Annotated in this window: 8 protein-coding genes and 1 pseudogene; 5 read left to right on the top strand and 4 right to left on the bottom strand. The window is 63.4% G+C overall.

What is annotated here, in order from left to right; translation table 11 throughout:
• The 3 genes from BV106_RS09640 to BV106_RS09630 form a co-directional block, all read right to left on the bottom strand.
• A partial coding sequence (locus BV106_RS09640) for a BatA domain-containing protein (protein WP_265595495.1) occupies nt 1-1,783 on the bottom strand: 1,783 nt, incomplete at its 3' end.
• A gap of 9 nt (nt 1,784-1,792) precedes the next feature.
• Nucleotides 1,793-2,707, bottom strand: a complete 915-nt coding sequence (locus tag BV106_RS09635; protein WP_038163889.1) for a DUF58 domain-containing protein — start codon at nt 2,705-2,707, stop codon at nt 1,793-1,795.
• A gap of 17 nt (nt 2,708-2,724) precedes the next feature.
• Nucleotides 2,725-3,774 carry a MoxR family ATPase gene (locus BV106_RS09630; protein WP_051945533.1) on the bottom strand — a complete coding sequence of 350 codons (1,050 nt, stop codon included), beginning with the start codon at nt 3,772-3,774 and terminating at the stop codon, nt 2,725-2,727.
• Nucleotides 3,775-4,010: 236 nt separating this feature from the next.
• Between BV106_RS09630 and BV106_RS09625 the strand changes: the two genes are divergently transcribed.
• The 3 genes from BV106_RS09625 (at nt 4,011) to BV106_RS09615 (ending at nt 8,180) form a co-directional block, all read left to right on the top strand.
• Nucleotides 4,011-6,587: an autotransporter-associated beta strand repeat-containing protein gene (locus tag BV106_RS09625; RefSeq protein WP_038163887.1), complete on the top strand. Its 2,577-nt coding sequence runs from the start codon at nt 4,011-4,013 to the stop codon at nt 6,585-6,587.
• A 54-nt stretch (nt 6,588-6,641) separates the two neighbouring features.
• Complete coding sequence (locus BV106_RS09620) at nt 6,642-7,529, top strand: hypothetical protein (protein ID WP_038163886.1); 888 nt, start codon at nt 6,642-6,644, stop codon at nt 7,527-7,529.
• Nucleotides 7,530-7,652: 123 nt separating this feature from the next.
• Nucleotides 7,653-8,180: a pyridoxamine 5'-phosphate oxidase family protein gene (locus BV106_RS09615; protein ID WP_051945531.1), complete on the top strand. Its 528-nt coding sequence runs from the start codon at nt 7,653-7,655 to the stop codon at nt 8,178-8,180.
• On the opposite strand, the gene BV106_RS35340 is transcribed toward BV106_RS09615, so the two are convergent.
• Entirely contained in the window at nt 8,167-9,222 is a 1,056-nt protein-coding gene (locus BV106_RS35340) for a lipase family protein (RefSeq protein ID WP_051945529.1), read from the bottom strand. The genes BV106_RS09615 and BV106_RS35340 overlap by 14 nt on opposite strands.
• A 155-nt stretch (nt 9,223-9,377) precedes the next feature.
• Here BV106_RS35340 and BV106_RS09605 point away from each other — a divergent pair, with 155 nt between their 5' ends.
• Both BV106_RS09605 and BV106_RS09600 read left to right on the top strand, forming a co-directional pair.
• The gene (locus BV106_RS09605) at nt 9,378-11,579 is read left to right on the top strand and encodes a TonB-dependent siderophore receptor (RefSeq protein WP_038163884.1); all 2,202 of its coding nucleotides are present in this window, start codon (nt 9,378-9,380) and stop codon (nt 11,577-11,579) included.
• Nucleotides 11,580-11,709: 130 nt separating this feature from the next.
• Nucleotides 11,710-12,777, top strand: a pseudogene (locus BV106_RS09600) (hypothetical protein); the annotation flags it as partial.

Here is a 12,777-nt window from a genome sequence, read left to right as displayed (position 1 = left end):
CCAGCACCAGACGTGACTCGTTCTTCCGGTTGAAGTGGCCCAGGAGCCTCTGCAGGTACGGTACAAACGCGGGATGCAACGGCAGGTTGTTCCAGTCCGGCGTGGCCGTGCTGTTAAAGAGCACCACATTCCCCTCTCCAAAGCCCCACTCCACCACCGATGGCTCATTGTTCACCAACCGGCTGATGACGCGTGGCTCGCTCGTCGGCACCTTCTCTTCTTCCGCCGTCGCGGGCGGGGCCGACTTTTCCGGTGCCTCCGTCCGGGGAGTCTTGAGTTTCAGCGGGAAGTATTGGTGGAACTTGATGCCGCCCAGATTGCCCTGCGCCGTGTCATTCCAAAAGGCCGTCACCGGGTGAGTAAGCCCGCTGGACTGCCAGGCGACCGGGGGGCGGGCCGGATCATCGGCCACAGGTGCCTCCAGGGCGGCTGGGAGCAGATCCCAAAAGGCGGCATTGGCCTGCCATTCCTCCACAAAGGTCCGTGGTCCGGGAAACACCACCAGGTTGCCCCCGTTTTTCACAAACTGGCGGAGCGCATTCGTGACGCTTGCCGAAACAGGCCCCAGATTGCAAAGAAACACGGCCTGGGTGGCGAGGTTGTTTTCATTCTGCAGTTCCGCCGCAAGACCCGCCGGGCTCACAAACTCCGCGCCTAGATAGTAGCGCGCCGCCCGCTCGCGTGCCGTGGGCACCAGCGCGTTGGCCAGGAAATAACCATCCCGATCCATGGCCGGACCCGCGTGATCTTCCTCCACAATCAGCACATTCATCTGCGCCGCCACCTCAATGGCCGCGGTCCGCGTGTTGTCCGCCGTCAGCGCATCCGCAGGAATGGCGGCCGCCACGGAGTGATAGCCCGCCTCCGGGAACGTCAGCACCAGCCCCACGGCCTGCGTGCCACCGGGGGCGATCTGGGGGATCATGGCCTCTGCTCCTGGAGCGCCGCCGTCCAGGGCCAGCGTCACCCGCACATTCTCCGCCGGAGCCTGGCCATAGTTGGCCACCTCCACGAGGAACCGGCAGGGCTGCCGCACCGCAGGCATGCCTCCTTCCGCCTTCAAGGAAACAACCGCCAGATTGCCCGCCGCCGCGCCACCGATCCACACCGGCTTGATCAGCACATCCGGATGCGCCTCCGCCACGCGGTGCAGCTCCTCAGACTTCAGCCAGGCCGTGGCCTGCCCGTCCGTGTACACATGCACCTCCCGCGGCAGACCGGACACCCCCTGGAGCGCTTCACACGCCAGCCGGATCCCCTGCACCAGCTCAGTGCCCCGGTCCGTCACCTCCGCCTGGTCCAGCAGGCTGCGGATCAGGGCAAACTGGGGCTCCGGTCGAGCCATGAGGGACTCCGTACGGTTCGAGACCAAAAACAACGCCGCCATGGAGCCGCTCTCGTGCTCGTCCAGCCAGGAGCGGATCGCCTTGCGGGCCTGGTCAAAACGGGTCTCCGCCCCCGTGCTCTGGGCCATGCTCGCGGAGTGGTCCAGCAAGATGACGGCCGCCACCGGCCCCTTCTCATCGCCCCCCGCCGCCGGCGGTCCTTTCAACACGGGCCGGGCAAAGGCCAGCACCGCCAGCACCACGAGCAGGCAGCGGAGCAGCAGCAAAAACAGATCCTCCAGCCGCACCCGCCGCTCGTTGCGGCGCACGCTGATTTCCAGGAACCGCATGGCTGCCCAGTCCGTCGTCCGGGCGCGGAAGCGGTTCATGAGGTGCATCAGCACCGGCAGGGAAATCGCCGCGAGACCGGCGAGCATGAGGGGAGCGAGGAAACTCATGAGCGCAGGTTACTTCCTCCTCCTCACCGAGCTGCGAAAGGCCAGGTACCCGCTCAACGTCTCCGCCACGCTCCGGCTCGTGTCCACCAGGACGTAGTGGGCCTGAAAGCGGTCGCAGGCAGACTTGATCCGGTCGCGAAAGGCCTGGAAGTTTTTCAGGTACGACTCCCTGAAATCAGCCGGGGACGTCTGGATCTCATCGGCCCCCTCCAGATTCCGAAAACGCCAGGTGCCATCAAAGGGGAAGGTCAGCTCGTGCGGATCCAGCACGTGAAAGACGACCAGTTCCTGACCGCTGTAGGAGAGCTTTTCCATGCCTTTGAAAAAGGCCTCTTCATCGTCAAAGAGATCGCTGAAGATCATCGCGATCCCGCGCCGGCGGGCCTCCGCGGCCACCTGGTCCAGGGCCACGCCCAGGCTGGTTTCCTTGGACCCTTGAAACCGAGCAAGCCGGTCCAGAATCAGCGGCAGGCGCTGCAGGCTGTCCGTGCGGCGCAGGTATTCCTTCACCTCACGATCCACCAGTGCCAGCGCGACCGCGTCCCGCTGGTGAAGGATCACATACGCCAGGCAGGCGGCCAGCACCTTGGCATACTCCAGCTTGCTGAGTCGACGGCTGCCATCAGCGGCCGGCGAGTGGTAGTTCATGGAGGCACTGCCATCCACCACCAGATGGGTGATGAAGTTCGTGTCCTGCTCATACTGCTTGATGTAGTAGCGGTCCGTACGTCCCAGGATCTTCCAGTCGAGGTGCCGGGTGTCATCCCCGGCGGTGTATTCCCGGTGCTGGGCAAACTCGATGGCAAAGCCGTGGTAGGGCGAGCGATGCTCCCCCACGCGATAGCCCTCGACGATGCGCCGGGCCATGAGCCCGAGCGACTCACCCTGCGATACCGCCTCCGCATCCAGCAGTTCCCGGCTCATGCAAAGTCAGGTATAGATCAGGCCTCGTGTTTGGGAGTCTCCGCGATCACCTTGGCAATCACCGCGTCCGGGGTGATGCCCTCGCTCTGCGCCGAGAAGTTCGGCGCAATGCGATGCCGCAGGATGGAAGGCGCCACCGCCGCCACGTTCTCACAGCCTGCGTACACCTGCCCATGGATCACAGCATGAGCCTTGGCCGCCGTGATCAATCCCAAGCTGGCACGGGGTCCGGCTCCAAAGGTAAGATACTTGCTGCAGAACGGCAGAGCCCCATCCTCCTTGGGGCGCGTGCTGCGCACCAACTGGCGGGCATACCGGAAGACATGATCCGCCACCGGGATGGCCTTGATCACATTCTGCACCCGGGTGATGGTCGCCCCATCCAGCACGGCCTGGGGTTTCTCATTCTGGACTCCTGAACCGCGCTTCATCACTTCCAGCTCTTCCTCCTCGGTGGGATAGCCCACGTGAATGAGGAACAGGAAGCGATCCAGCTGCGCTTCCGGCAGAGGGTAGGTGCCCTCCTGCTCCAGCGGGTTCTGCGTGGCCAGCACGAAGAACGGATCTGGCAGAGGACGCGTCACCCCACCCACCGTCACACGGCGTTCCTGCATCGCTTCCAGCATGGCCGCCTGGGTCTTGGGAGGCGTGCGGTTGATCTCATCCGCCAGGATGATGTTGGCAAAGAGGGGCCCTTCCAGAAACTTGAACTGCTTGCTGCCACTGGCTTGATCCTGATAGATCACCTCTGTACCCGTGATGTCACTGGGCATCAGATCCGGTGTGAACTGAATGCGGCGGAAGGAAAGATGCAGTGTCTCCGCCAGGGTGGAGATGAGCAGCGTCTTCGCCAGACCGGGCACCCCCACCAGCAGCGCATGACTGCGGGTGAAGATGGAGATGAGGATCTCCTCCACCACCTTGGTCTGCCCGACGATCACCTTCGCCAGTTCCTTCTGAATCGCCGCGTAGATCTCCCGGCACTCCTTCACCGCTTCGGGCGTGATCACCTCCGTCGGCTGTTCTGTTGCCAGTTCTTGGGGAGGGAGACCAGGGCGATTGGACATGCTGGGGAGCGGTAGGGCGTTGGACTGATGAATACGCATTTTCCAATCAGTTTTGATCACATGATTATCGATTCCTGAACCGTCCGTCCATTCCTCTTCCTCAAGAAATCCTTTAGGCACCCTAGGACGATGGAGAGATTGCAAACCTCCCGTCCCCGAATTGCGCCCGCCAACCGACTTTTCCAGAATGTCGGTCGCCCCCATCCAAGCCCCTCAAGGTGGTTGTTTCCATCGGCATGGCACCTGCCGCTGACGGGAAGACCATCGTGTGGGACCGGGCGACTCCCCCAACGCCCATGCCCACCGTCACCGCTTCTGTACTTCGGTTCGTCCGTATCCGATCCCTCAGTCGGGTCATCACCCTGCTGGCGCTGCCCGTGCTCTGCCACTGGGGGCGTCAGGCACAGGCCGCTGACTTCTACTGGGATGGCGACCTCGCCACCTCCGGTGCCCAGTACGGGAGCACGACTGGCGTCTGGACTTCCACCGGCTCTCCCAGCAACTGGAACACCACCGAGGCCGGTGGCAGCAATGTCTCCTGGGTGAACGCCACCAACAGCATCGCCCGGTTTGGCTCCGCCACCTCCGGCACCGTCCCCACTCCCGCCACGCTGACTCTCTCCCTGGGGGAGAACATCACCCTGCAAGGCATCGACATGGGTGGCAGCTACAAGACCACCGTCACCATCACCAATGACGCGGGCAACAACTACACGCTCAACTTCGGCACCGCCAACGGGCAAATCAAGCCCAACGCCGCCTCCCTGGCCCTGACCATCGATGTGGTGATGCAGGGCACCAACGGCATCACCAAGACTAACGGCGGAACCGCCATCCTCACGCAGAACAACACTTACAGCGGCGGCACCACCATCACTACCGGCACGCTCCAGATCGGCAACGGTGGCACGACCGGCAGCCTGGGCTCCGGTGACGTCTCCGTGGCAACCGGCACCACGCTCCGATTCAATCGAAGTGACGACATCGTGGTGACCAACAAGATCACCGGTGTGGGCACACTGGTGCATGCCGCCGCGTCCACCCTGACGCTCAACAACGCCGCCAACAGCATCGGCCGCCTCAGCCTCACGGCCGCGGGCACCGTGGAGATCCTGGGCAACACCCTGGGCGTGGGTGTGGATGGCGGCATTGGCATCCAGCTCACCACGGCAGGAGTGACCGCCAACATCAATGGCACCGGTGGCGGCAAGATCGCCATCAACGGCGAGGGCATGGACATCGGCACCGTCAACACCAGCACGCTCAACATCAACACCGTGCTAATGAACGGCACCGGCAGCAGTGTGGATATCAGCGGCGGCACCGTGGTCTTCACCGCCGCGAATACCTACACCGGTGCCACCAAGGTGAATGCCGGCACCCTCCGCCTCCAGAGCACCGGCGGCCCTGCCGTGCTCGGCGACATCACCGTCGCCGCCGGGGCCAGCCTCACCATTGGCAGCAGCGTGAGCAACCAGATCGGGGACAACGCCTCCGTGGTGGTGAATGGCACCTTCAACTCCTCGAACCGCCTGGACACCTTTGCCAACCTGACGATCGACACCACTTCGCTGTCCACCATCAGCAATCTGACCATCACCGGCACGCTTACAGTCACCAAGGGCACCCATGAAGCCCTGAACAGCAGCGCCGTCTTGAACAGCAACACCACCATCCTCGGAGGGGGCAGCGTGCTGCGATTGGGAGCCAACAGCGGGAACAGCATCTGGACGATGGGCACAGGCGGCCTCACCATGACCGGCACCACCATTCTGTTTGGCAATCCGGGTGCGGCGGGAAGAATCGCCCAGGTCAGCCTCGGCGGGGATGTCACGGCTTCAGGAACCAACGCCTTCACCGTCGGCTCGACCGCCGTGACGGCCAACGTGGATCTGCAAGGGGCCACACGCACCTTCAACATCACGGATGGCATCACCACCATCACGCCCCTCATCCAGGGCACCAATGCCAGCGGCATCATCAAAACTGGCGCGGGTACCCTCGTGCTCCACGGGACCAACACCTACGCAGGCAAGACCACCATCAGCGGCGGCACGCTCTCATTGGCACTGGATGCCACGACCGGTCGCACCGGCAGCATCAATGCCAGCCCCTGGATCCAGGTGGATGCAGGAGCCACCTTCAGCGTAGCCGACCTCGCCGCTGGCGGCACGGGAAGTTACACCCTCGCCAATCAGGTACTCTCCGGCTCTGGCACGGTCAGTGGCAAGCTGGTGGTCGGCACCGGTTCCACCCTCAGGCCCGGCGGCAGCAGCAATGCCGCCCTCTCCGCCATCGCCAGCGCAGGAGACCAGACCGGCACGTTGACCACAGGTGATCTCACCCTCACGGGCGGGGCCACCGCCATCGCACCGCGTTTGCTGCTTAATCTGGCGGGCACCTCATCCAGGGCGGCCAATCCGCTGGATGCTGCACAGGTCACTGCCTTCTCCACCGCCTCTGCCGGAGGCCAGTATGACAGCGTGGTCGTCAGCGGCACGCTCACGCTGGATGCGGGCAGCACCATCACCTTGGAGTTCGCCCCGGGGTACAAGGCCCAGTGGGGCGATGTCTTCAACCTCGTGGACTGGTCCGTGCTCAATCTCAACGCCGACGGCACCGGCGGGTCCTTCACCCTGGCGGATTTGGTAGTTCCCACGAACCTGGACAACGGCTGGTATTTCGCCACCGACCAGTTCCTGAGCCATGGCATCATCTATGTGGTGCCCGAACCTTCCCGGGTCCTCCTGCTGGTGGCAGGCTGCCTGGGGCTGCTGCTGCCCCGGAGAAGGCGTCAGGCGTTGAACATCTGAGGCGGCAGACCCGCAAAGGCTGTTCAGCGCCGTAGTGCATATAGCAACACGACCATGAAACGCCGCCTCCTCCAATACGTGCTGCCGGTCTGCCTCGCCGGCAGTTGCGCCAGCCTCAACGGCAACCCTCCGCCCGAGCCCCCGCCCCCAGGCACTCCTCTTTCCCTTCCCAACAGCCCTCCCAAGCGCCCCGCAGAGACCCGCCCGCTGGAGAACTATCAGCAAATTCTTGCCGTCCTTCCCGCGAGCCCTTCCGTGAAGGACGCACAGGGGTGGACCCAGGACGAGAAGGACGCCGCGAACCGTGTCTTCACGGATACTCTGGTGACGCCCCAAGCCACCGCCCGGTTCAAGGTGCATGTCGGCCAGATCGCCCGCTGGCCCGGGCCCACGCTCTTCGTGGAGGTGCCCAACAAGGAAGGCTACCACATTCGCATCTTTGGCGGTTTTACCGAGGAGTGGGATGCCCGGCTCAAGCAGCTCAAAAAAGGTGATGAAGTCATCATGGAGGGCACCTTTTCCCACGTGACGTTTAAAGATGTCTGGAATGCCCCCTCGCTTTCGATTGGCCTCACGAACTCCTCTTTTGTCTTGAGTCCTGCGGCAAAGACCCGCCACACCGATGTTCTCATCATCTCCGCGGTGTACGGCTCCGGTGCGCGCTTTGCGGATGTCACCGCCCGGGTGAATGGGCTGGTGCACCAACCGGAAGTCGCCTTCCTCGCCAACCCACAATGGCTGGAGACTGACCCCCATCCAGGCCGCAAAAAGACGCTGGTCGTCGTCTATGACTTCAAAGGAAAACGACACGTCTTCTCCACCGGTGAAGACGTTCGGGTGAATGCCGAGAGCCTCGCCCGCCATGCAGACGAAGCATCGGCCCCCTCGACCTCAACACCGGCATCGCCGACATCGCCGGCATCCCCGACGGACGAGCCCTGACCGGGCCAAGATCTGCCGCCCAATCCGCAAGGGGCAGGCATCGCCAGGCGGAGGGTTGAGGTAGGGTGGGTGTGTCAGAAGGCGGTTTACACCCCTCTCTGGCAACACCCCTCCTCAATTGCCATGAACACGTCCCCTGAGTTCACCTTCGACGAAACCACTTTCGATATCGAAGACAGCGGCGACCTCCTCGGTCTGGCCCGCAGCTTGATCAACGGTCACCACCCTGGCATTCTCGCCACGGTGGATCCGGCGGGCCAGCCCCACCTCCGCTGGATGTCCACCCTCGCCTTCGGGGAGTTCCCCGTGTTTCACACGCTTACTGCCGCCAATGCCCGAAAGGTGGCCCACATCCGGGCCAATCCACAGGTGAACTGGATGTTCTACAACAAGGACCTCACCTTCATCCTGAACCTGCGCGGGAGAGCCCATGTTCTGGATGATCCGGCCACGCTCAAGCAGGTCTGGCGCTCGGTAGAGGACAAGACCCACACTTATTTCCTGAACGAATACTCCCACCGGCCCGGCTTCGTCGCCATCGAGACGCAGGTGGACTCCGTCGAGTGCACCTCTCCGGCCAGCGGCCTCCGGGTCCAGGTGAAGCTGGAGGACCTGCAGACCGCAGCAAACCCTGCCGTCAGGGCGACTTAGATCCAGGCCCCCGGCCCATGAGTTCGAGGTTTTGACGCAACCGGAGCGCGTAGTACAGCGGGGCATGGTGCTGCAGGGTCAGCGCCGTGCCGGTGAGTTTGTCTCGGACCAGCGCGGTGAGTTCCTGCGCCAGAGATACTGATGGCGCAGCGGCAACCGCATCTCCCACATGCAGGTGCCCGGCCTCGTCGATCCAATGGCGCACGCCCACATGGGTATAGCGCGCCCATCCGGTGGGGAGCGCCAGCCGGAGCCCAAACAGGGGCACCTCCGTGATCAGGTCCGCCTGGTGCACAAACCGATGACTGGGAGCCACGAACCCGCGGCTGAAGCCCTCATCCCCCACCAGGGGCGAACCGTAGGTGTACACTCCTGCAACCTGCTCTGCCCAGCGCTGCGCTGCCAGGGAGGCCAATGCCCCACCCAGACTGTGCCCCGTGACCCACAGAGCACGCCCAGAATGCTCGTGGCGTAGTTGCTCGACCACAGCACTCAGAGGCTGCCACACCTGATCCAGTGCCGCCTTGAAACCCTCGTGCACCTCCCCGCCATGACCGCTGGCCACCAGCCCGGTACGCGCGTCCGTCAGCCAGTCCGCCATGACCGCACCAAAGGCAGCGGGCCGCCCCGGCCAAAACACCTGGGTGCCGCGAAAGGCCACGATGATCGCGTCGCGCCCCGCCGCGACCACCACTCGTGAGCTGCGACCATCCAGCACCCGCACCTCACGAAAACCCGCCTGCGCCCAGACTTCGTTCAGATAGTCCCCCTCTGGGTCATATGCGAGCAATGCCGCATCGGCCAGCCAGGAGGCATTCACCAGACTGAAGCCCCTCGCCCCTGGTTGAAAGGGATGGTCCTCCCGGCAGGCGAAGAACGCCGCGTGACGACACGGCGGATACAGATTCTCAGGCGTAGGCGCTGGCAGCACCGCCAGGATGGGACCGGCTTCCATGTTCATCAGAGTGGCATCAATGGCAACGCCGGGCAAGTCCGCAACCCGCGAGTTGGCCGATGCAATCGCCTCATTTTCAACAGCCATTTGCCAAAATGATGCACCGGACGGAAAACCGCGCAACTCACCCCCGCATTTTATGTTGAAGCTGAGACGCAGACGCAATATCTGCGAAACGGCAGCCTCGAACTCCCCATCGCGGGTCTGCCGGTACCACTGGCACCCACCAGGCAACAACCGACATGAAACAACGACACCTCCTTTATACTTCAGCCTTTGCGCTGCTGGGCCTACCCGCCCTGGCGCAGAGCACCTCCCCTGCGCCCGCCGCAGTTGTCACAGAACTTGATACCGTGACCGTGTCCGCCGCCCGCGACGCGGCCGTCACCTACACCGCTCCGGTGAGCGCCACCGGCGGTCTGAAAACCGACACCCCTCTCCTTGAGACGCCCCAGGCCGTTTCCGTTCTCTCCGAGGCGATTATCCGGGACCAGGACGCCACCAAGCTGGAGGAAGTCATCCGCAACGTTGCTGGCGTTTCCGTCGGCGGCACCTACGAAGGCTGGGACTACTACCGCATTCGCGGTTTCGATTCCGCTTTCAACACCTTCTGGGACGGCCTCCGCAACGACTATGGCCGCAGCCCTGAGCTCTATGGGCTGGAACGGGTGGAAGTGATCAAGGGACCAGCCTCCACCCTCTACGGGCAGGCCCCGCTCGGCGGCCTCGTCAACCTGGTCAGCAAGCGGCCGAAGCACGAGTTCTTTGGTGAACTGGGCTTCTCCGGCGGCACTTGGGACCGGTATGAAGGCACGTTCGACATCAACGTCCCCCTCCTGGTTCCCACCAGCAACGCGATTACCCCCCCTGCGGCCAAAGGTGCCAAGCAGGTGCAGCCGGTGAGCGCGCCCACCACCGACTCCGGCCTGGGCATCTACGCCCGCCTGACCGCCCTGTACAACAACTCCGGCTCCTACGTGGACTATGTGGACACGGAGCGCGTCTTCATCGCCCCGGCCATCACGTTTGAGTGGGATGACACCACCCGCCTGACCATCCTGGCCAGCTACATGCGGGACACGGGCATTTCCGCCATGCCCCTGCCAGCCGTAGGCACCGTCCTGCACAGCCCGTTCGGAGAAATCCCCGTGAGCCGCTACCTCGGCCTGCCGGACTCTGGCACGAACGAGTACGACTTCCGCCGCTACCGCGTGGGTTATGACTTCGAGCACGACTTCAATGAGGTGTTCACCATCCGTCAGAACCTGGTGTACAGCCGCATGGAGCAGGACTGGAACGACATGCTCTACAACTCCCATCTCGATCCGGATGGCCGCACGCTCTACCAGTACCCGTACGACTACGCGGAGACGATGAACCGCTTCGCCGTGGATACCGCGCTCGATGCCAAGTTCGAGACGGGTTCGGTGAAACACACGCTCACGCTGGGGGTGGACTACTACTGGTCTGAGTCGAAAGACCGGTCCAGCCAGATCAACTATGACGATCCGGCATCCTACTTCGCGATCGACATCTTCCGCCCCGTGTATCAGGGCTCCATCCCCGGCTACGGTTTCAACACCGCCACCCGCACGGAGTACTCCAACCTGGGCTTCTACATCCAGGAGCACGCCAAGCTCACCGACCAGCTCACGCTGACACTCGGCGGTCGCTACGACAAGGCCTGGTATGAAACCGGCGATGGCATCGAGGACGACAAGGATGCCTTTACCCCCAAGGCGGGCATCACCTTTGAGTTCGTTCCCGGCCTTGCCGCATATGCCAACTACAGCCGCTCCTTCAAGCCGCAGTGGTTCTCCACCACCACCAACGGCGCGGCCGTGGATCCTGAGGAAGGCGAGAACTGGGAGGCAGGCTTCAAGTACAACCTGCTCGAAGGGCGCGTCACCGGCCTTCTCTCCGTGTACCAGCTCACTCGCGAGAACGTCGCCACATCAAACCTCGGTACGCCCGACCCGTTTGACGCCACCGTGAGTGGTGAGCAGCGCAGCCGTGGCTTCGAGTTCGAGACCGCCGCCGAGCTGGCCCCTGGCCTGACGCTCAGCACCGCCTACTCCTACATCGATGCCGAGGTCACCAAAGACAACGACATCCCCGTGGGCACCTCGCTGCAGGGTGTTCCGGAACACTCCGCGAATGCCTGGCTCAAGTACACCGTGCAGGACGGCCCCCTCAAGGGCTTCGGCGTGGGCGTGGGTGGCCGCTACTACAGCAGCCAGTCCGGCGACACGTACAACACGTTCGACCTCCCCAGCTACGGCATCGTGGACACCGCCCTCTATTATGAACGCGATGACTTCCGCGTGCAGGTGAACTTCAACAACGTGTTCGACAAGCGGCACTTTGTAGGCTCCTATGACTCCCTGTACGTGCTGCCCGGCAAGCCGTTCAACGTCAGCGCCAGTGTGACCTGGAAGTTCTAAGTCTTACATCCCTTTCCGATCCGGTTGCCCCGGGTTTGATTGCACCCTCACCCGGTCAGGACCTCGTTCCTGACCGGGTGTTTTTTTGACGGATTGCGCAATGCCCCCTGCCGGGCTTAGCTGTCGGCTCATGAGTTCCGGCTCCCGAAAGCGCCTTCCCCCCCTCCGCCTGCTGCTCCTGTTAGGGCTGGCCCTGGCGACTGGTGGCGTGGTTTGGAAGTGGCCGGCGGTGCGACAGATGGGCACCCTTTGGAGTCAGTCCGCGTATCTGCCGGTGGAGCAGGATCCAGACCTCGTGACCGTCGTCGCATCGCTTTCCCCTTCCCAGCGAGCCGGGATCAATGCGTTGCGAGCCCGCAGCGCCGCGCTCCTTCGGGCCAATCTCTGGCCTCGAGAAGACTTCATCCCGGCCACGGCGGACTTCCGACTCTACAAGAAGTGTCTGACCGGACTGAATACCCCGACGTCACGGTACTTGGAAAAAACTGCCTCCATCCTGGAGTTCCACCAGCTTCTCAAGACGAGAGGCATCCGCCTGATAGTCATGCCGGTGCCCACGGCCTATGCCATCCACCCCAAGCGCGTACCGGGGCTCAGCGATGCCGTTCCCCATCCGCAACCAGGTGAGGCGTCGCTCCAGCTCCGCGCTTTCGGTGAGGCCCTGCGGATCGCTGGCGTCGAGTTCGTGGACCTCAGCCAGCCCCTGGGCAAAGCGGCGTCAGAGGGCATCTTGTGCTACTTCCACGGCGACAGCCATTGGACACCCCTCGGGGCAGAGGTGGGGGCCGCCACGGTCGCCTCCCTGTTGCCCTCCAAGGCCGGATCGATTCCCAGTGCGGACAAGGCATTCATTCAAGAGTGGATGCCGCCCAGCCAGCATGCCATTGCCGCGCCTCCTCCCTTGCGGATTTCTGTACTTTCCCGAAACCCGGTGGACTCTGCCAGCCCCTTGACCTTGCTCTGCGACAGCAATGGAATCGACGAGTTCGACACCACAAACGGCCCATCCTCACCGCCCACGGTGCATGGTGGCTTCCCTTCACAACTGGCCCGCCTGCTCGGACACGGGCTGGATGTCATCACCATCAGCGGTGGAGGGTCGGCAGCGTGTCGGCGGGAGTTCATCCGTCGCTGCCAGACTCAGCCTGGCTATGGAGCCGGTCGCCAGACGGTGCTGATGGTATTTGCTGAACGCAGC

It is taken from the genome of Verrucomicrobium sp. BvORR106, from assembly GCF_000739655.1.
Lineage (GTDB): Bacteria > Verrucomicrobiota > Verrucomicrobiia > Verrucomicrobiales > Verrucomicrobiaceae > Verrucomicrobium.
The sequence above is the reverse complement of the archived record's forward strand: the minus strand, read 5'-3'. Positions and strand labels throughout refer to the sequence as shown.

Excerpts from the sequence above, each read along its gene's own strand:
- BV106_RS09615 (WP_051945531.1), top strand. The coding sequence starts at position 7,653 with ATGAACACGTCCCCTGAGTTCACCTTCGACGAAACCACTTTCGATATC.
- BV106_RS09625 (WP_038163887.1), top strand. The coding sequence starts at position 4,011 with ATGGCACCTGCCGCTGACGGGAAGACCATCGTGTGGGACCGGGCGACT.
- BV106_RS09605 (WP_038163884.1), top strand. The coding sequence starts at position 9,378 with ATGAAACAACGACACCTCCTTTATACTTCAGCCTTTGCGCTGCTGGGC.
- BV106_RS35340 (WP_051945529.1), bottom strand. The coding sequence starts at position 9,222 with ATGGCTGTTGAAAATGAGGCGATTGCATCGGCCAACTCGCGGGTTGCG.
- BV106_RS09620 (WP_038163886.1), top strand. The coding sequence starts at position 6,642 with ATGAAACGCCGCCTCCTCCAATACGTGCTGCCGGTCTGCCTCGCCGGC.
- BV106_RS09635 (WP_038163889.1), bottom strand. The coding sequence starts at position 2,707 with ATGAGCCGGGAACTGCTGGATGCGGAGGCGGTATCGCAGGGTGAGTCG.
- BV106_RS09630 (WP_051945533.1), bottom strand. The coding sequence starts at position 3,774 with ATGTCCAATCGCCCTGGTCTCCCTCCCCAAGAACTGGCAACAGAACAG.